The organism is Brevundimonas sp. D3-1P (genome assembly GCF_055809335.1).
Window position 1 is genome coordinate 81,285 of record NZ_CM147908.1, and the last position, 18,810, is coordinate 100,094.

Annotated in this window: 19 protein-coding genes and 1 tRNA gene; 6 read left to right on the forward strand and 14 right to left on the reverse strand. The window is 68.0% G+C overall.

The features are described from left to right. From AC0L6G_RS00415 to folE, 12 genes are all read right to left on the reverse strand, one after another. Entirely contained in the window at positions 1-213 is a 213-nt protein-coding gene (locus tag AC0L6G_RS00415; RefSeq protein ID WP_293824278.1) for a hypothetical protein, read from the reverse strand. Positions 214-283: 70 nt separating this feature from the next. Then, positions 284-526: a DUF4170 domain-containing protein gene (locus tag AC0L6G_RS00420; RefSeq protein ID WP_291536068.1), complete on the reverse strand. Its 243-nt coding sequence runs from the start codon at positions 524-526 to the stop codon at positions 284-286. A 96-nt stretch (positions 527-622) separates the two neighbouring features. Next, positions 623-1,417: a 3'(2'),5'-bisphosphate nucleotidase CysQ gene (locus AC0L6G_RS00425; RefSeq protein ID WP_291536067.1), complete on the reverse strand. Its 795-nt coding sequence runs from the start codon at positions 1,415-1,417 to the stop codon at positions 623-625. Then, entirely contained in the window at positions 1,414-2,769 is a 1,356-nt protein-coding gene (locus AC0L6G_RS00430) for a TldD/PmbA family protein (RefSeq protein ID WP_473252710.1), read from the reverse strand. The genes AC0L6G_RS00425 and AC0L6G_RS00430 overlap by 4 nt, the downstream gene beginning before the upstream one ends. 46 nt (positions 2,770-2,815) lie before the next feature. Then, the gene (locus AC0L6G_RS00435; RefSeq protein ID WP_293824282.1) at positions 2,816-3,223 is read right to left on the reverse strand and encodes an MAPEG family protein; all 408 of its coding nucleotides are present in this window, start codon (positions 3,221-3,223) and stop codon (positions 2,816-2,818) included. A gap of 4 nt (positions 3,224-3,227) precedes the next feature. Next, positions 3,228-4,997: a M14 family metallopeptidase gene (locus AC0L6G_RS00440; RefSeq protein ID WP_293824284.1), complete on the reverse strand. Its 1,770-nt coding sequence runs from the start codon at positions 4,995-4,997 to the stop codon at positions 3,228-3,230. A 101-nt stretch (positions 4,998-5,098) separates the two neighbouring features. After that, positions 5,099-5,731, reverse strand: coding sequence for a hypothetical protein (locus AC0L6G_RS00445; protein WP_293824286.1), 633 nt, complete (start codon positions 5,729-5,731; stop codon positions 5,099-5,101). Positions 5,732-5,761: 30 nt separating this feature from the next. Beyond that, positions 5,762-7,291, reverse strand: coding sequence for a UbiD family decarboxylase (locus tag AC0L6G_RS00450; protein WP_293824288.1), 1,530 nt, complete (start codon positions 7,289-7,291; stop codon positions 5,762-5,764). A 9-nt stretch (positions 7,292-7,300) separates the two neighbouring features. Continuing rightward, positions 7,301-7,963, reverse strand: a complete 663-nt coding sequence (locus tag AC0L6G_RS00455) for a Pr6Pr family membrane protein (RefSeq protein WP_293824290.1) — start codon at positions 7,961-7,963, stop codon at positions 7,301-7,303. An 18-nt stretch (positions 7,964-7,981) separates the two neighbouring features. Continuing rightward, positions 7,982-8,824 (reverse strand): aldo/keto reductase, encoded by an 843-nt coding sequence (locus AC0L6G_RS00460; RefSeq protein WP_293824292.1) that lies wholly within the window; start codon positions 8,822-8,824, stop codon positions 7,982-7,984. Between the two features lie 225 nt (positions 8,825-9,049). Next, positions 9,050-9,487, reverse strand: coding sequence for a biopolymer transporter ExbD (locus tag AC0L6G_RS00465; protein ID WP_291536061.1), 438 nt, complete (start codon positions 9,485-9,487; stop codon positions 9,050-9,052). Positions 9,488-9,669: 182 nt separating this feature from the next. Continuing rightward, complete coding sequence (gene folE / locus AC0L6G_RS00470) at positions 9,670-10,284, reverse strand: GTP cyclohydrolase I FolE (RefSeq protein ID WP_293824294.1); 615 nt, start codon at positions 10,282-10,284, stop codon at positions 9,670-9,672. Positions 10,285-10,407: 123 nt separating this feature from the next. Here folE and cysS point away from each other — a divergent pair, with 123 nt between their 5' ends. Continuing rightward, on the forward strand, positions 10,408-11,874 hold the full coding sequence (cysS, locus tag AC0L6G_RS00475) for a cysteine--tRNA ligase (RefSeq protein ID WP_293824296.1): 1,467 nt from the start codon (positions 10,408-10,410) through the stop codon (positions 11,872-11,874). Between the two features lie 648 nt (positions 11,875-12,522). On the opposite strand, the gene AC0L6G_RS00480 is transcribed toward cysS, so the two are convergent. Then, positions 12,523-13,803, reverse strand: coding sequence for a lytic murein transglycosylase (locus tag AC0L6G_RS00480; RefSeq protein ID WP_291537248.1), 1,281 nt, complete (start codon positions 13,801-13,803; stop codon positions 12,523-12,525). Between the two features lie 182 nt (positions 13,804-13,985). Here AC0L6G_RS00480 and AC0L6G_RS00485 point away from each other — a divergent pair. The 4 genes from AC0L6G_RS00485 to AC0L6G_RS00500 all read left to right on the forward strand — a co-directional run bounded on the left by AC0L6G_RS00485 (position 13,986) and on the right by AC0L6G_RS00500 (position 15,172). Continuing rightward, positions 13,986-14,062, forward strand: a tRNA-OTHER gene (locus AC0L6G_RS00485). A 202-nt stretch (positions 14,063-14,264) separates the two neighbouring features. After that, positions 14,265-14,390 (forward strand): type B 50S ribosomal protein L36, encoded by a 126-nt coding sequence (gene ykgO, locus AC0L6G_RS00490; protein WP_131254103.1) that lies wholly within the window; start codon positions 14,265-14,267, stop codon positions 14,388-14,390. A gap of 180 nt (positions 14,391-14,570) precedes the next feature. Continuing rightward, positions 14,571-14,846 carry a nucleoid-associated protein GapR gene (gapR, locus tag AC0L6G_RS00495; protein ID WP_292178386.1) on the forward strand — a complete coding sequence of 92 codons (276 nt, stop codon included), beginning with the start codon at positions 14,571-14,573 and terminating at the stop codon, positions 14,844-14,846. Positions 14,847-14,857: 11 nt separating this feature from the next. Continuing rightward, complete coding sequence (locus AC0L6G_RS00500) at positions 14,858-15,172, forward strand: hypothetical protein (protein ID WP_293824518.1); 315 nt, start codon at positions 14,858-14,860, stop codon at positions 15,170-15,172. 161 nt (positions 15,173-15,333) lie between these two features. Here AC0L6G_RS00500 and AC0L6G_RS00505 read toward each other — a convergent pair whose 3' ends face one another. Continuing rightward, on the reverse strand, positions 15,334-16,785 hold the full coding sequence (locus tag AC0L6G_RS00505; protein WP_293824299.1) for a sigma-54-dependent transcriptional regulator: 1,452 nt from the start codon (positions 16,783-16,785) through the stop codon (positions 15,334-15,336). A gap of 159 nt (positions 16,786-16,944) precedes the next feature. On the opposite strand from AC0L6G_RS00505, the gene AC0L6G_RS00510 reads away from it, so the two are divergent. Further along, positions 16,945-18,753, forward strand: a complete 1,809-nt coding sequence (locus AC0L6G_RS00510) for a M3 family oligoendopeptidase (RefSeq protein ID WP_473252711.1) — start codon at positions 16,945-16,947, stop codon at positions 18,751-18,753. Positions 18,754-18,810: the final 57 nt, after the last annotated feature.

Sequence of the window (18,810 nt, forward strand, 5' to 3'; positions counted from 1 at the left end):
TCAGCCCCAGGGGCCGGTCTTGGGCGCGTCGCCGTCCCGGCCGTTCTGGCGCGCTTCGGCGGCCAGTTCGGCGTCGCGGCGCGCCTTGCGGTCGGCCTCCCAGCGCCTGAACCAGCGGGCATGGTTCAGATGGCCGCGTAGCGAAAAGCTGAACAGGGCCAGCACCGCCAGCAGGCTGACCAGTTGAAATATCTGTTGCGGTTCCAGGTTCACCGTCGTCCTCGCGTCCTGCAGGCGAAACGCGGGATCGGGACATCGGTTCGGACGCCCCGATGTCGCAGGATCAGGCGCCTTCGCCGCGCGGGTCGATCAGCTTGTGCGCGTGCAGGATGAAATAGCGCATATGGGCGTTGTCGACGGTGGCCTGGGCGCGGGCCTTCCAGGCCTTCTTGGCCTCGTCGTAGCTGCCGTAGGCGCCGACGAACTCGACCTTGGACACGTCGCGGAACACCGGCTCGTTCAGGTGGCGCAACTCGCCGCCGATCACGATGTGCAGAAGCTGCTGCGGGACGTTCTGGTCGGTCATTGAAGAGTCCTGAAAGGCTTGGGGAGGAGCTTTGCGCGCGCAATAGGCCGAGAACGGTCTTGGATCAATGCGGCCCGGGGTTTTTCCACCCTGGGCCTAGGTCGAAAACGGCACGTTTTTACAGCGCTGCACGATCATCGGCTGGATCGTCGGGGCGGCGCAGACCAGGCTGGCCTGACGCGGATCGGGCCGGTTGAAGGCCCATGGCCGTCCGTGGTGGTCGCTGACCCGGGCGCCCGCCTCGGTGGCGATCAGCCAGCCGGCGGCGACGTCCCAGTCCCATTTCGGCGTCAGGGCCAGGGCGGCGTCGAAGGCGCCCGACGCCACCAGCGCCATCCGATAGGCCAGGGCGTTGCGCTTGGCGAACCGCATAGGCGGCCACGGCTCCTCGAACCAGGGCGCCTGGATCAGCCGCGCGTCCCCCAGCACGGAGGCGTCCTCCAGCGTGTCGACGTCAGAGGCGTGGATGGACTTGCCGTTGCGCCACGCCCCGCCGCCGCGCACGGCGACATAGGTCTCCTCGACCTCGGGGGCGTGGATGACGGCGGCGACGACCTGGCCGTCCTCGACCACGGCGATGGGGGTGCACCACCAGGGAGTCCGTTTCATATAGGCGACCGTGCCGTCGATGGGATCGACGACGAAGATGCGCCGCTTCGACAGTCGGTCGGGCGTGTCCGCCGTCTCCTCCGACAGCCAGCCGTAGTCGGGGCGGGCGGACAGCAGCCTTTCCTTCAGCATGGCGTCCACCTTCAGGTCGCCGCTGGTGACGGGCGACCCGCCGGGCTTGGCCTCGGTCGTCAGCCCCGCCTCGCGCTCGCCCACGGCCAGGGCGCCGGCGTCGAGGGCGGCCTGGCGGATCAGGTCGAGGTCGTCGTCCAGGCTCGTCATTTGCCCGCGATGGCCACCGCGTCGAACATCAGGCTGGGCACGTTGAACCCGCCCCGGAACTCCAGGTCCGATCCGCGCTGCATCCGCAGATAAAGCTCGGTCAGCCTGCCAGCCACCGTGACCTCGCTGACCGGATAGGCGATCTGGCCGTTCTCGAACCAGAAGCCCGACACCCCGGCCGACCAGTCGCCCGTATTGCCGTTCAGCGACGGGCCGAACATGGAGGTGATCAGCAGCCCGGACCCCGCATCGGCCATCAGGCCCGCCAGGTCCCGCTCGCCCGGCTCCATGTGCAGATTATGGGTCGAGACGCCTGACGGTCCCGCCAGGCCGCGCGAGGCGTGACCCGTCGATTGCAGACCCAGCTGCCGGGCCGCGGCGCTGTTCAGCAGCCAGGTGGTCAGGACGCCGTCGTCGAACAGAGCGCGCTTCTCGACCGCGACGCCCTCGTCGTCGAAGGGGGTCGAACCCATGCCGCGCGGGCGGAACGGGTCGTCGATCAGCGCGACGCCCTCGGCGAACACCCGCTGGCCCAGCCGGTCCTTCAGAAAGGAGGTGCCGCGCGCGATGGACGGACCGGATATGGCCCCCAGGGCGGGCGATACGATCTGGCCGGCCATCCGGTTGTCGAAGATGACGGGGGCGGTGGTGGAGGCGATCTTGCGCGGCCCGACGCGGGCTGCGGCGCGTTCGCCCGCCGTGCGTCCGATCCGGTCGGCGTCCGGCAGGTCGGACAGATGCCGCGTCGAACGGCTTTCGCCGCCCCGCTCCATCGCCCCGTCCTTTTCGGCGATGACGCCGACGCCCAGAGAGAAGGCCGAGCCTTCGTAGGCGCCGTCGAAACCGTGCGACGTGACCAGCCGCCATCGGCTGGACGACCAGCTGGCGTGCCCGCCCTCGGATCGCGCCACCCCGTCGACGGCCAGGGCGGCGGCCTCGGCCTCGGCGGCGGCGCGCTCCAGGGCCTCGGCGCTGCATTCTGTGGCGTCGAACAGGTCCAGGTCGGGGAAGGGGCCGCGCGCCAGACGGTCCTCCGGGGCCAGGCCGGCGTAGGGGTCTTCCGGCGCCAGGCGCGCCATCGCCACCGCCCGCTCGACCAGCCGCGCCTGCGCAACCGGCGACAGGTCGGACGCCGACACCGAGGCCTGACGCTGTCCCACGAAGACCCTCAGGCCCAGGTCGCGCGATTCCTCGCGCTCCACATCCTCCAGCCCGCCGTTGCGCACCCCGACCGACAGGGCGCGGCGATCCGCGCTGACCGCCTCGGCGGCGTCGGCGCCGGCCTTCAAGGCCGCCTTGACGATGTCGTTCAGAAGATCGGCGGAGACGGGCGCGGCCAGGGTGTTGGTCATGCCCCGATATGGCGGACGGCTTGCTGCGCCGCAACCGGCCGGTGGTTCAGACGACCGCGAAGCCGATCAGTCCGACCGCCGCCGCCAGCAAGGCCACCCAGGTCAGAAGCATCCCCACGACCCGCCCCAGCGACGGCCCGGTCTGGAACAGCAGGCCCAGCGCATGGCTGATCCGCCCGGCCAGCAGGGTCGCCCCTACGCCATGCACCATCCAGGCCGGCGCGCCCACGGCCGCCAACAGCAGCAGGGCGATCATGCCCGGCGTCGCATATTCCGTCAGATTGCCGAACGCCCGGCTGGCGGCCATCAGGTCGGCGTTCCCGCCGTCGCCGAACGACACCATATGCTTTCGCCGGCCGCTGACCACGACGCCGGACAGCACCAGCATCAGCAGGATCAGCAGGCCGCTCCACAGGGCGGCGGCCTGGATGGCGTACATCATCGGCGTGGTCATGGTTTCAGTCCTCGCGCCCGACCGGATAGAGCAGATAGCGCTCGTCGTAGAAGGGCGTCCGTTCGTAAAACCAGGCCAGGCGCGCCTGCGGATCGGCGGCGAACGCCGGCTCGGCCGCCAGCCTGGCCTCGAACGCGGCCTTCAGCGCGGGATCGGCGGCCATCATCCTGTCCGCCAGGGGCGCGATGGCGTAGGCCTCGATATATTCGACCCGGCTCATGACCTCTGGGAACATCCCCCAGGCGAAGAAGCTCTCGTTCGACTGCGGCTCCAGCAGCAGCACGACGATGTCGCCCAGCGGCTGGTCGGTCGGCACGCGCACCGATCCGGCCGGCCAGGTCCAGTCGCGCCGCTCGACCTCGACCGTCTTGACCGAGGCCTGGACATGGCCCTCGTTGGCCCGCGTCGCCAGCTTCGGCTCGACCAGGCGCAGCATCGACAGAGTGATGGTGCGCGGCGCCTCGACCGTCTCCATCTCGATCCCGTGCGCCTTCAGACGCTCGATGATGTCGGTGCGATAGCCGGGAACCCAATAGGCGGTCGGCCGCGTCAGGGTCAGGGTCGGCCTGGAGCCGTAGAAGGGCATCCGCCACGGTTCGGGATCGGGCCTTCCCAGCCAGCGGATCTCTTTGCGGCCGGAGGCGGCGCTGTCGTACATCTCGTACAGGACGCCCTTGAACGGGCGGATCGACGACGGCGTCTCTTCCGCTTCGAAGTTGGCCGGGATCTGCGCCGGGCGCAGGGCCTTGTCCTGTTCCGTCGCGGCGCGCAGGTCCGCGCCCTGGTCGGCCAGCAGCCGCAGCGCCGCCTCGATGAAGACATAGGTCCCCAGCACCCGCTGCTCGTGCGGTTTCAGGCTGTGGTTCTCGATCAGGATCGTCGGCACATGCGCCGCCGCGCCCCAGCCGTTCGAGAACCGCTCGCCCAGGCCGCCGTCGGACAGGCCCTTCTTCGGCTCGTCGTCGTCGATGCCGAAGACGAGTTCGCCGGGGATATGGCCTTCGCGTTCCAGCGCCCCATTCATCGCCGGCTTGAACACCGAATCCAGCCAGGCCGAGCTGTTGGGCGAACGGCTGAAGGCCCCGTCCTCGCCGTTGAAGCCGTAGGTGACGTCGTACTGGTAATCCATGCCGTCGGTGACATGGACGTCGACGTACAGGTCGGGCCGGTATTTCAGGATCAGGCCGCTCACGGCCCGCATCTCGGGCTGGTCCAGCTTCAGATAGTCGCGGTTCAGGTTCTGGTTGGTCGCCGTGTTGCGCCAGCCCTGGATGCGCGGCCCGCGCTGGTTCGGGCGGGAATAGGCGGATGCTCGCTCATGTCCGTCCACGCTCAGGATCGGGATCAGGATCAGATTGACCCGGTCCAGCAGGGCGTCCTTTCCATAGAAGGCGATGTCGCGCAGCAGCATCATGCCCGCATCCTTGCCGTCGATCTCGCCGGGGTGGATGCCGGCCTGGATCATCAGCACGGGCTTGGCCGGATCGAAGGTCGCCCCGTCCTTCGAGGCGATCACCGCATAGATGGGCCGGCCCTCGGGCGAGACCCCGAACTGTTCGATGCGGATCAGGTCGCTGGCCTGGTCGAGTCGGTCGAACCAGGCGCGGGTGTCGGCGTAGTTGGGCGAGAAATCGTGTGCGGCGTCGGCCTCGAACGGCGTGACCCACGGGTCGCTCGCGTCACGCAACAGAGCCTTGGACGCGCCGTCCCAGGTGGGGGCCGGCGGCAGGAAGGCTTGATCCCACGGCGCGGTGTTGGGAAGCGTCTGGGACATGGCGGGGCTCACGCTACAGGCAAGGGCGGCGACCAGCGCCGAAACCAGAAGAGGGGACTGCATGGCCTTTCGTGGGCCGATTGCGCGGCTCTGACAAGGTTTCAACCGCCGCCACCCAGGACGGGCGCCCAGCCGCCGGCCTTGAGCAGCAGCGCCGCCGAGTTCCCTATCTGCCAGAGACTGTAGATCAGCACGACGACCAGGGCGCCGGTGGCCGCCCGGCGCCACGGCGCGAATGCCGCCGTCGCCGTGCCGATCACGAAGATGGCGACCCCGACCCACAACCGCACTGACCCGGCGATCTTGGCGAAGCCCGGATCGAGCTGGGCAAGGATGACGACGATCACCGCCACGATCAGATTGGCCGCCAGGATGCAGCCGAACACCAGCCGCCGATGCGCCCAGAAGTGGTCGTCCAGATCGATCCGTTCGTCGCCGCCCTCGGCCGACACGCGCGGGAAGGTGACGCTGGCGGCAACATAGAAGGTCGCTGCGATGCTCAGCGAGATCAGCAGGACGAAGGTGTTGAACGGCGCCCCCCGGAAGATGACCCAGGCCTGGTTCCAGAAGGTGGTGATGTCGATGGCCACGAACAGGGCCAGCATCGGCGTCAACCAACCGAACCGGATCCGCTGCTTCTCATGCAGCACTCGCGCGAACCCGCCGACCAGTTCGGCCACGGACAGGCCCAGCAGCAGGCCGTAAAAGCTGAAGAAGAACTCGAACGCGCTCACATCGCCCCCCGGCGTCACCAAAAGCCAAGCTTACTTCCAGATCGGCGTCCCGTCACCCGGCAGGCCGAGACGGCCCCACAGCTCGTTGACCCGTTCGACGACCGCCTCGTCCATGCGAATCTCCTCGCCCCATTCGCGCTTGGTCTCGAGCGGCCATTTGTCGGTGGCGTCCAGGCCGATCTTGGAGCCCAGGCCGCTCTCCGGGCTGGCGAAATCCAGATAGTCGATCGGCGTCGACTCGATCACGGTGATGTCGCGCGCCGGGTCCATCTTGGTCGAGATGGCCCACATCACGTCCTTCCAGTCGCGGGCGTCTATGTCGTCGTCCACCACGATGACCCACTTGGTGTACATGAACTGGCGCAGATAGCTCCAGACGCCCAGCATCACCCGCTTGGCGTGGCCCGGATAGGCCTTCTTCATCGACACCACGGCGATCCGGTAGGAACAGCCCTCGGGCGGCAGCCAGAAGTCGACGATCTCCGGGAACTGCTGATGCAGCAAGGGAATGAACACCTCGTTCAGCGCCTCGCCCAGCACGCTCGGCTCGTCCGGCGGCCGGCCGGTGAAGGTGGTTAGATAGATGGGGTCGCGGCGCATGGTGATGGCGCTGACCTGGAAGACGGGGAACTTCTCGACCGAGTTGTAATAGCCGGTGTGGTCGCCATACGGGCCTTCGTCCTCGAACGCGTCCAGCAGGACATGGCCTTCCAGCACGATCTCGGCCTGGGCCGGCACCATCAGCGGCACGGTCTTGCAGGCGACCAGTTCGGCCTTGGCGCCCCGCATCAGGCCCGCGAACTGATATTCCGACAGGGTGTCCGGCACGGGCGTCACCGCCGCCAGTATGGTGCCCGGATCGGCGCCCAGAACCACGGCGCAGGGCAGGGGCTCGCGCTTTCCGGCCTTCTTGTGCCGGGCATAGTGTTGCGCCCCGCCCCGGTGCGCCAGCCATCGCATGATCGCCTTGTCCTTGCCCAGCACCTGCATCCGATAGATGCCCAGGTTGAAGTCGTCCTCTCGCTCCTCGCTCGGCCCCTTTGTCACGACCAGCCCCCAGGTGATAAGCGGCGCCGGCTCGCCGGGCCAGCACGACTGGACGGGAAGCGCCGTCAGGTCGATCTGGTCGCCCTTCAGCACCACCTCCTGCACCGGCGCCTTCTTCACCGTCTTGGGCCGCATCGACATGACGGTCTGGGCCAGAGGCAGCATCTCCATCGCGTCGCCCAGGCCGCGCGGCGGCGTGGGATTCCTCAGGAAGGCCAGCAGTTCGCCGACCTCGCGCAGTTCGGCGGTGGTGGTGCGGCTCTTGCCCTCCAGCGTCACCCCCATGGCCACCCGCTTCACCGTGCCGAACAGATTGGCCAGGCAGGGGATGGGGCTGATCGTCCCGTCCGGCATCACCGGCTTTTCGAACAGCACCGCCGGGCCGCCGTTCCTGAGCAGGCGCGTCTGGATCTCGGTCATCTCCAGCACGGTGGAGACGGGTTCGGACACCCTTGCCAGCTCGCCCTGGGCTTCCAGCTGATCGATGAAGTCGCGAAGGGATTTGTAGGCCATGCGCCTCGCCTAAAGGGCTGCGGACGCCGTGTCACCTGTCCGACGACCGAACAGCCGATCCAGACCCACCAGCCCCACACCCACCAGCAGGAAGAAGACCAGCAATCCCGCGAAGATGGCCAGCACCCGCCCCAGGCCCAGCGCGTCCACATCGACGAACCCATAGGGCCACCAGTGCGTCGCCAGACCGTGGACCAGCGTCCAGCCGCCATAGACCATCGGGAAGGCCAGCCATTTCACCGGGTCGATCCAGCGCAGCCGCCCCTTCGCCGTGAACCACAGCCAGTCCAGCACGAAGGCGACCGGCATAACGTAGTGCAGCACCAGATTGACCCCGTACATCAGCCCCTCCGGCTTCCAGTGCGGCGCCAGAAGCACGTGATAGACCACGCCCACGACCACGATGTACATGGCCACGGCCGCCCGAACGCCTTCGCTGGCGCTCCAGCGCGCCAGCCTGCGATTGGCGTCGATCAGCGGTCCGGTGAAGGCCAGGGCGACCAGGGTGTTGGTCAGGATGGTGAAGAAGCTGAAATAGTTGACGGTCCGCTCGATCACGCCCCAGCCCTGGGCCGGCCCGACCATCACTATGTACTGCAGGACCAACGCGGCCCAGCCGACGACCGCGAAGGTCGCCCGCCACAGCCGGGGCCGGTCCCTTTCCCTCAGCATCGCCGCCTCCGCCGTCGATCAGGCGTCAGCCTTGTCCCATTCGAACGCCGGGTCCAGCCAGTCGCCCAGCCGCTCGCCCCGGTCCAGGGCGTCCATCCGCTGCATCTCCTCGTCGGTCAGGGCGAAGTCGAAGATGTCGAAATTCTCGCGCGCCCGGCTTTCCTTGGAGGTGCGGGGGATGGCGATGATCCGGTTCTGGATCAGCCAGCGCAGGGTGATCTGCCCGTTGGTCTTGCCGTGGGCGGCGGCGATTTCGGAAATGGTGGCGTCGTCGGCGATCTTGCCCTGGGCCAGGGGCGACCAGGCGGTGATCGACGATCCCAGTTCGGCCGCCGTCGCGACCAGCCGATCAACGCCCAGATAGGGGTGGTGCTCGACTTGATCGGTCAGCAGCCGCGCCTTCGACAGGCTCTGCGCCAGGCGGAATTCCTTGGAGGGGAAGTTGGACAGGCCGATCGACTTCGTCAGGCCCTGGTCGCGCGCTTCGTTCAGCGCGCCCAGCGTCTCCTCGAACGACGGCGTCGCCTTGGGCCAGTGCAGCAGCAGAAGGTCCGGCGTCGTCCCCAGGCTGTCGGCCGATTCCCTGGCTTGGTTCAGCAGGGCGTCATGGCCGAAATGTTCGACCCAGATCTTGGTGGTCAGGAATATGTCTTCGCGCGGCACGCCCGAATCGACGATGCCCTGTCCGACCGCCTTTTCGTTCTTGTAGATCCAGGCGGTGTCGATGTGGCGATAGCCGATGCGCAGGGCCTCGGCGACCATGCGCCGGGCGTCGTCAGGCTCCAGCTGCCAAGTGCCGAAACCCAGCAGGGGGATTTCGATCCCGTCGACGGTGATCGTGGGTTGGTCGCCATAGGCCATGGGGGGCGCTCCTTCGCGTCGTTCGGGCAAGGGGACGTAGTTAGGCGCCCCTGGCCGGATCGGTAGGGGCCGGGCGCTGTTTCACCAGGCTTTTCGGCGCCGCCTTGCGCCGCCGCTTCTCCAGCGCGGCCCTCAGCCAGACGGGATCGACGCTGGGTTTGCCCAAAGAAAAAGGCCGCGTCCCTTTCGGAGCGCGGCCCTGATCCGGGGAAGAGGACGCCGGTCCTATTCGATGTCTTCGTTCAGCAGGCCGACCTTGAAGAAGCCGTTCTCCTGCATCTTGTTCATGACTTCCATGAACTGGGAGTATTTCACTTCCGGCTGGGCGCGGACGAAGACGCGCTCTTCCTGGCAGGCGCCGCCGCCCAGGGCGGTGCAGACGTCGGTGGCCAGGTTGTCGAGCGAGGTCTGCTTCTCGGCGATGAACAGCTGACCCGAGTCCTGGATGGTGATGTAGACCGGTTCCTTTTCCTGGGTCGGATTGACCGGCGGCTGTGCGGGCGGCAGGTCCAGGCGGATCGAGACGGTGGCCATAGGCGCGGCGACCATGAAGATGATCAGCAGCACCAGCATGATGTCGACGAACGGCGTGACGTTGATGTCCGCGTTCTGTTCGATGGTCTTGCCGCCGTCGCCGCCGGCTCCGCTCAGTTTGGCAGCCATGCTGCGTCTCCGTTTACTGGCCGACGCCGTGGCGCGCCGGTCTTGGCCCTATGGGTCGCCCGAAAGCTCGTTCGGTTCTTGGCGTCCCGATGCGCGCTTGTAAAGCGGTTCTAAACGATCGGCCGTGCCCGAACGTCAATTATACGCGACAGCCCCGCGACACGGGCCGGCGCAGGGTCGTTTCACGCCTTCGCCAGCTTCAGGAAACGGTCCATCAGGGCGGCGTCGTCCTTGAAGGCGCCGGTGAAGCGGGTGGTGATGGTCGAAACGTGCCGATGATGCACCCCGCGCGTGGTCATGCACTGGTGTTCGGCGTCGATCAGAACAGCCACGCCGCGCGGCTGCAGATGCGATTCGATGGCGTCGATGATGTCGTTGGTCAGGGTCTCCTGGTTCTGCAGCCGTCGGGCGAAGATCTCGACCACCCGCGCCAGCTTGGAGATTCCGACCACCTTCTCGCCGGGCAGATAGGCGACATAGGCCTTGCCCAGGAAGGGGGCCATATGGTGCTCGCAATGGCTCTCCACCTCGATGTCGCGCAGGATGACCATGTCGTCGTATCCGGTCACGTCCTCGAAGGTGCGGCTCAGCTCCTTGGCCGCGTCGGCGTCATAGCCGTCGAACCATTCGCCATAGGCGTCCACCACCCGTTTGGGCGTGTCGATCAGGCCCGGCCGGTCGGGATCGTCGCCGGCCCAGGCGATCAGCGTCCGCACCGCCTCCAGCGCCTGTTCGCGGCTGGGGCGTTGGGTGATTCCGTCGCTGACGAGGACGGGCTTGGCGGGGATGACGCTCATGAACTGATCCGACCGGGGCCGACGCCCCCAGGTTAGCATTTAACAATCCGCTCGGACTGTATATCAGGCCGCTATATGGGACGGAGCCTCCGTCCTGCAAGAAAACGAAGTCCGCCTTACCCGATGCCGCTGCACATCCACGACACCCTGCGCCGTGAAAAGCGCCTGTTCGAGCCGCGCGATCCGAACCGGGTGACGCTCTATGTGTGCGGCCCGACGGTCTATGACTACGCCCATATCGGCAATGCGCGCCCGCCGGTGGTGTTCGACGTTCTGGTGCGCCTGCTGCGCCGGACCTACGGCGCGGACCATGTGATCTACGCCCGCAACGTCACCGACGTGGACGACAAGATCAACCAGAAGGCCGCGCGCGAAGGCGTGCCGATCGGCCATATCACCGCCCGCTACGAGGCCGCCTATCTGGCCGACATGGGGCTGCTGAACGTCTCGCCGCCCGACATCGCCCCGCACGTCACCGACTACATCCCGGCCATCGTCGATCAGATCCAGGCCATCGTCGACGCCGGCTGCGCCTATGCCGTCCATGACGAGAAGGAGGGGGGGCACGTCCTGTTCGACGTCTCGTCCTATCCCGCCTACGGCGCCCTGTCGGGCCGGAATCTGGACGACATGATCGCCGGCGCCCGCGTCGAGGTCGCGCCTTACAAGAAGAACCCTCACGACTTCGTCCTGTGGAAGCCGTCCAAGCCGGACGAGCCGTCCTGGCCGTCGCCCTGGGGGCAGGGGCGTCCGGGCTGGCACATCGAATGCTCGGCCATGATCGAACGGACCCTGGGCCTGCCCATCGACATCCACGGCGGCGGCGTCGACCTGGTGTTTCCCCACCATGAGAACGAGATCGCGCAAGGGGTCTGCGCCCACGGCCATGCGCATGATGGCTTGGCGCATGACGAATACGCCCGCTACTGGATGCACAACGGCTTCCTGACTGTGGACGCCGAGAAGATGTCGAAATCCATCGGCAACGTCCTCTTGCTGCACGATCTGGTCCAGGCCATGCCGGGCGAGGTCGTCCGCTGGGCGTTGCTGTCGGCCCATTATCGCCAGCCCCTGGACTGGAACCAGGGCCTGCTGGATCAGAGCCGCAAGAACCTGGATAGGCTGTACGGCGTCCTGCGCGACGCCGACGCGGCCCTGGCCGACTTCGACCCGGCCACGCTGGACGAGGCCGAGATGGAGCTGGCCGAAAACGCCCTGGGCCCGGTGCTCGACGCGCTCGAGGACGACCTCAACACGCCGGGCGCCATCGCCCAGCTGTTCGGCCTGGGCAACGCCCTGCGCGATCTGCTGAACGACGCCGAGGCCGACATCAACGACGTCGCCATGGCGCGCTGGAGCCTTCGGGAGGCCGCCGGCCTGCTTGGGGTGTTGTCGCTGACGCCGGATGTCTGGTTCGAGGGCGGCGATCCCGCCCTGAAGGCCGAGGTCGAGGCCCTGCTGGAGCAACGCGCCGTCGCCCGCGCCGCCAAGGACTGGCCCGAAGCCGACCGCATCCGCGACCGGCTGAACGCCCTGAACGTCATCGTCATGGACGGCCCCGACGGCGCGACCTGGCGGATGAAGGGCTGAACGCCCCCACGTCTCCTACCCGCACCCACCCCACTTCGTCATCCTCGGGCTTGTCCCGAGAATCCATACGCCCGGTGTTTCCAGATCGGGGCATGGCGGCGGACGCCGGGATTATGGATCCTAGGCACAAGGCCTAGGATGACGGATTGAGAGGGTGGCTCGCTCAGCCATCACAATGCGGCTGGTGCATTCCCTGCGAATCCAACCGCTTGCCGAAATATCTCCCCCATCATCCATCCCCCCTCCGAAACGCGCGTATTCTCACCCCGTCTCGTCGCATCGGAGGGCTCGCCTGGCCTGCGACCTTGCGGCGGCGGGAGCGGATGGAACGGGAGCGATGGCGAAACTCCATCGCGCCGGCGGCGACACGGTGCGCCGTCGGAGGGTCGAGGGGGATACTCGGCCGCACTCGGGACGGGGTTTCGCAGACCCCGCCGACCCGTCGCAGGCTTATGGGGTTAGGCGATAAGACCGCCACCGCTCGGCGCCCCGAGCTTGCAGGCCAACCAACCGCGCGGAGCGTCATACCCTTCGTCGAAACGGTACTTACAAACTCACACTCCGGGCGAAGGCCCGGCGCTCCGCCCAGCCCTCCAACACCTCCGCCCGCGACGGCAGGAGCGTCGAACCATGCCCGAATTTTCGTCCTCAGCCCGCCCGGCGGATCAGTTCGTCGGCCAGGGCCGGCGTCAGATAGCCGTCGGCGATCCGGCCCGTGGCGATCTGCCAGCGGCGCAGGGCCGCGCGGGTGTTCGATCCGATCACCCCGTCCACCCCGCGGGTGTCGTAGCCCAGCCGCGTCAGCGCCCGCTGCGCCCCGATCCGCTGGTCGCGCGACATGGATGGATCGTTGGGCCAGGCCTTGGTCAGGGGCGGCTTGCCCATGATCCCGTCCGCCGTCAGGCCGATGGCCAGGGCGTAGCTGACCGAGTTGTTGTAGCGGCGGATGACGTAGTGGTTCGGCAGGGCCAGGAAGGCCGGCCCGTTCGCCCCTTGCGGCAGCAGGATGGTCGCCGCTTCCAGCGCCTCGGCGCCGTTCGGCGTGCCGCCCTGCGCCAGCCGCACCCCCTTGGCCGCCCAATAGGCCCAGTCGTGCTTGGGCCCTTCCGCCTCGGCGTAGTCGAAGCCGGGGGGCAGGACGACTTCATAGCCCCAGCCCTGGCCGCGTTTCCATCCGGCCTGGGCCAGCAGATTGGCGGCGGAGGCCAGGGCGTCGGCGTCGTCGTCCCAGATGTCCACCTTGCCGTCGCCGTCCTGGTCCACGCCCAGGCGCAGATAGTTGTCGGGCATGAACTGGGTCTGGCCCATGGCCCCGGCCCAGCTGCCCTTCAGGCCCGCGCGCTCTCGACGCCCGTCCACCACGATGTCCAGCGCGTCCTTCAACTGGCCCTCGGCCCAGTCGCGACGGCGCCCGTCATAGGCCAGGGTCGCCAGGGAGCGGATCACGTCATAGTCGCCCTGGACCTGGCCGAAGGCGCTTTCCTGAGCCCAGACCCCGACCAGGATTTCGCTGGGCACGCCGAATCGCTGGACCACCGGCCACGGCACGCGGTCGATCCGCTGCTTGGCCTGGGCGATCCGCACCGAGGTCACGGCGTTCTGGACATAGGCGCCGGCGGGCTTGGAGAACTCCGGCTGGTTCCGGTCCAGCCGCACCACCGTCGGGTCGGGCGTCAGCCCCTCCAGCTCGCGGGCGTATTCGGCCCGCCGCGCGCCGCCCTTCCTGGCCAGGAAGCCCTGCTTCCAGCCCTCGAACCCCTGTTGGTCATAGGCGGCCAGCGGCGGTTGCGGCGCGGGGGCCGGCGTCGCGGCGGGCTGTCCGGCCGGCGCCTCCGGTTGGGGGCTGGGGGGTCGGGCCGGCGGTTCGGGCAACATGGGCGCGCAGGCCGAGACGCTGAAGATCAGGAGAAGACGATAGGAAAAACGCATGCGATTCAGACTAAAGCCCCCGACCCGACAGGTGAAATGACATCCGCGCGAAGGGCTGTCTTCCGATCCTAAATCGCCTGCGGCGCGAATCCGTTGCGGGGCCTGCGCCTGTCAGGAGCGTTAACCCTGATTTTCGTCGACGCCTTAACCGCTGCGGCGTATGACCGCACCTGTCCTGTGACGGCCTGATGGCGGAGTGGCGACGCGGCGGGCGTGCAAACCCGAAAACCCTCCGTTCGACTCGGAGGTCAGGCCTCCAGCTCTTTTTGATCGTGCTATCGCCCTTTGGGCTGCTTGAGCACAGTTTGGAGCAGGGGTCTGGAGCAGGCTGGGCCTGGGGTTTATGCGGTTTCGGCCCTTGGCGGCTTGACCTTCGCGACCCCGCTCTCTATACGACCGCCTCCGCCGCGATCCGACCGGGTCAGCGGCTTTCTTATTGGTTTCTCTCAGGACGTCCGACCATGAAGGTCCGTAGCTCGCTCAAGTCCCTGAAGACCCGCCACCGCGATTGCAAGATCGTGCGTCGCAAGGGCGTCGTCTTCGTCATCAACAAGACCGACCCGCGCTTCAAGGCCAAGCAGGGCTAAGGACTTCCTGCGCCCCGTTCAGGGGCGTCGCGCTCAGGTCGGCCGAAGGTCGGCGGCGGGGCAGGAAAGTCTACGATCCACAGGCTGCGGGCCTTCGTCCGCGGCCTTTTTCGTGTTCGCGGTTGTCGCGCGCCCGGCGGCATGGTTAGCGTCCGCGCCTGATTTCTGGAGTATTCCCCAATGGCTGACGACGCCTCCTTCGACGGCGGTCCCGACGTTCTCACCTCGACGGCGCAAGGGCGCCTGCGCACCATCATCGAGCGGCTGGAACGCCTCGAAGAGGACAAGCAGGCCGTCATGACCGACATGAAGGAGGTTTTCGCCGAGGCCAAGGGCGAAGGCTACGACGTCAAGGTCCTGCGTAAGGTCATCCGCATCAGGAAGCAGGACAAGGCCAAGCGCCAGGAGGAAGAGGCCATTCTGGACCTCTATTTGTCCGCCCTCGGCGAAGTCTGAGGAGCTGGGGGCTGAAGCGCAAACCGCCTTCCGACAGCCCCTTCGAGGCCCAGCGCAAGGCGGCCCAGCGCGCCGCCTTGAACGCCCTGAGACGCGCCCGCCGCTCGGCCGAGAAGGCGGGCGTCTCCCTGTCCGAATGGGAGGGCGAATTCCTCGATTCGGTCAGCGACCGCGTCAAGACCCACGGCCGCGCCTTCGCCGACCCCGAAAAGGGCGTCCCCGGCCAGGCCCTGTCGGCCATGCAGGGCCGCAAGCTGAAAGAGATCGCCGCCAAGGCCAAGGGCGAAGGGCCGAAACGGCGGTGGGGGCGCAAGAGGCAGGAATGACTGTCTCCTTCCCATTTCATGGGGAGGGGGACCGCGAAGCGGTGGAGGGGCTCTTGAAGCCTAAAAAGGCGCCTATCATGCGGTGAGAAGCCCCTCCGTCACGGCGCGGAAGACGCGCCGCGCCACCTCCCCGCGAAGCAGGGAGGAAAAGAGCTTCAACCTCACCCCGCCTCTTTCAACTGACCTTCCAGCCCCTGTTCGCGGACCTTGCGATACAGGGTGGAACGGCCGATCCCCAGGCGCCGCGCGATCTCGCTCATGTGGCCGGCGTAAACCTCGATGGCGTGCTGGATCAGGTCGCGTTCGATGTCTTCCAGCGTGCGCAGATGGCCGCGTTCGTCCAGGATGCGGATCGGCGGATCGGCGCCGACGGCGGCCTTGGTCTGAACGCTGGCGGCCGTCGCGGCCTGGAGCGGGGCGGCGTCGGGCAGCGGGGCGGCGACGCCGGAGATGGCCGGGAAATCGTGCGGCTGCAGGAAGGGGGCGTCGGCCAGGACGATGGCGCGAAACACCGCATTCTCCAGCTGGCGGACATTGCCCGGCCAGTCGAAGCCCTGCAGCAGGGCCAGGGTCTCGGGCGCGCAGCCGGCGATCCGCTTGCCCTCCTCGGCGTTGAAACGGGCGATGAAATGCTCGACCAGGGCGGGGATGTCCTCGCGCCGGTCGCGCAGGGACGGGGCCTCGATCGGAAACACGTTCAGCCGATAGAACAGGTCCTCGCGGAAGGCGCCGTCGCGCACCTGCTGCGCCGGATCGCGATTGGTGGCCGAGACGATGCGGACGTCGATCTTGACCGGGCGCTTGCCGCCGACCGGGTCGATCTCGCCTTCCTGCAGGGCGCGCAGCAGCTTGACCTGCATGTCCAGCGGCAGCTCGCCGATCTCGTCTAGGAACAGGGTGCCGCCGTCCGCCTCGCGGAACTTGCCCAGCGTCTTGTCGACCGCCCCGGTGAAGGCGCCCTTCTCGTGGCCGAACAGGATGGATTCGATCAGATTGGCGGGCAGGGCGCCGCAGTTGACGGCGACGAAGGGTTTGCCGGCCCGGTCGCTGGCGCCGTGCAGGGCGCGGGCGATCACCTCCTTGCCGACGCCGCTCTCGCCGGTGATCAGGACGGGGATGGAGGATTTGGCGGCGCGCACGCCCAGCGCCTTGACCATCCGCATCGCCGGGCTGTCGCCCACGATGTCGTCGAAATTGGCGCGGCCCTGGGCGCGCTTGGTCAGGCGTCCGACCTCGGCCGTCAGCCGCTTCATCTGAAGCGCGTTGCGCACCCCGACCAGCAGCCGTTCCGGCCCCACCGGCTTGACGAAGAAGTCCTGGGCCCCGGCCTGCATGGCCTTGACCACCATGTCGATGCCGCCGTTGGCCGTCAGCACGATGACCGGCTCGGCGACGCCGGCGCTGCGCAGTTCGGCCAGGCATTCCAGGCCCGACATCTCGGGCATCACCATGTCCAGCAGGATCAGGTCCGCCCCGCCGCCCCGCGTCATCCGGTCGATGGCCTCGCCGCCGCCGGCCGCATGGACGACCGCATAGCCGTCGCGCTCCAGCACGGCCTGGATCAGGCGGCGCTGGGTCGGATCGTCGTCGACGACCAGGATGGTCTTGGCCATGGGGAGCCGCCTCTTCGTCTCGGCCGCCTTGACGCAGGTGGCCTGTTTCGGGACGGTTCTAGCGCCGATGAGGTGAAAATGGCGTTGTGCGGCGTGGTGAGCGGCGGGTTAACGGCGTCAAAGGTTGCGCCTCGCGGCGGGCGTCCCCAGAACAGGGCCATGAACGCTCCCTTCAAGACGCCCAGCGCCGAAGCCCCGCTTTGGGACCTGACCGACCTCTACGCCTCGCGCGAGGATGCTCGGCTCGCCGCCGATCTGGACAAGGCGAAGGCGCTGGTCGACGCCTTGAACGCCCTTCGGGGACGGCTGGCGGCGGAGACGGAGGCGGCGGATCGGGACCCGCGACAACTGGGCGCCGTGCTGGATCAGGCCATCGGCCTGTATGAACAGGCGTCGGACGTGCTGGGCGCCCTGGGGGCCTATGCCTTCCTGTCGGCCTCGACCGCGCGCGACGATGCGGCCGCCCAGGGGTTCGAGGCGGACGTGCGCGAGAAGATCACCGCCATCGCCACCCCGACCGTCTGGCTGACGCTGGAGATCAACCGGATCGACGATGCGGCGCTGGAGGCGGCGCTGGACGCTCATGAAGGCGCGGCGCGCTGGCGGCCGTGGCTGCGACGGGTGCGGGCGATGAAGCCGCACGAACTTTCGACCGAGCTGGAAACCTTCATCGCCGAACGCGGCCCGATAACGGCCCAGTGGCCGCGCCTGTTCGACGAGCAACTGGCTGCCTTGCGGGCCAAGGCCGGCGGCGAAGACCTGACCCTGGCCGAGGCCCTGAACCGTCTGTCGGACGTCAAGCCCGCGCGTCGCAAGGCCGCGGCCGAGGGCCTGTCCGAAGCGCTGGCCGCCCGCGCCCCGACCCTGGCCCTGGTGCTGAACACCGTCGCCGCCGACAAGGCGATGGAGGATCGCTGGCGCGGCTTCAAACGCCCCGCCGACAGCCGCCACCTGGCCAATGAGGTCGACGGCGAGGCGGTGGATGCGATGGCCGAGGCGGTGGCCGCCGCCTATCCACGCCTGTCGCACCGCTATTACGCGCTGAAGGCCAAGGCGATGGGCAAGTCGCGGCTGGATCACTGGGATCGCAACGCCCCCATCGAAACCACCGCCCCGCGCGCCTTCACCTGGAGCCAGGGACGAGAGATCGTGCTGGACAGTTTCTCGGACCTGGGCGGCGACTTCGCCGATCGGGCCGGCGCCTTCTTCGACAAGCCGTGGATCGACGGCCGCGCGCGGCCGGGCAAACAGTCGGGCGCCTACGCCCACCCCGTGACCGCCGACCGCCACCCCTATGTCTTCCTGAACTGGATGGGCGAGCGGCGCGACGTCCTGACCCTGGCCCATGAACTGGGGCACGGCGTCCACCAGACCCTGGCGGCGGACCAGGGCACCTTGCTGGCCGACACCCCCCTGACCCTGGCCGAGACCGCCTCCATCTTCGCCGAGGGCCTGACCTTCGACCGTTTGCTGGCCACCGCGCCCAAGGCCGAGCAGCGGGGCCTGCTGGCCGGACGGATCGAGGACGGACTGAACACCGTCGTCCGCCAGATCGCTTTCCACCGGTTCGAGACCCGTTTCCACGACGAGCGGCTGCGGGGCGAAGTGTCCCAGACGCGGATCAACCAGCTGTGGCTGGAGGAAATGGGCGCCTCGCTGGGGCCGGCGGTCAAGCTGAACCCCGGCTACGAGCACTGGTGGGCCTACGTCAGCCACTTCGTCCATTCGCCCTTCTACGTCTACGCCTACGCCTTCGGCGACCTCTTGGTGGCGGCCCTGATGGAGGCGCGGCGCGCCGATCCGGCGGGGTTCACGCCCCTGTATCGCGATCTGCTGGCCGGAGGCGGGACGCGGACCTATGTCGAGGCGTTGAAGCCGTTCGGCCTGAATCCGCGCGATCCGGCCTTCTGGAGCGTCGGCTGCCAGCGTCTGGAGCGGCTGGTCGATCAGTTCGAGGCCCTGGGCTGAACGCGCCGGACTTGAGCCGCGAGGACGCCTCGCTATAGTCGGGGCGAGGAAAAGACG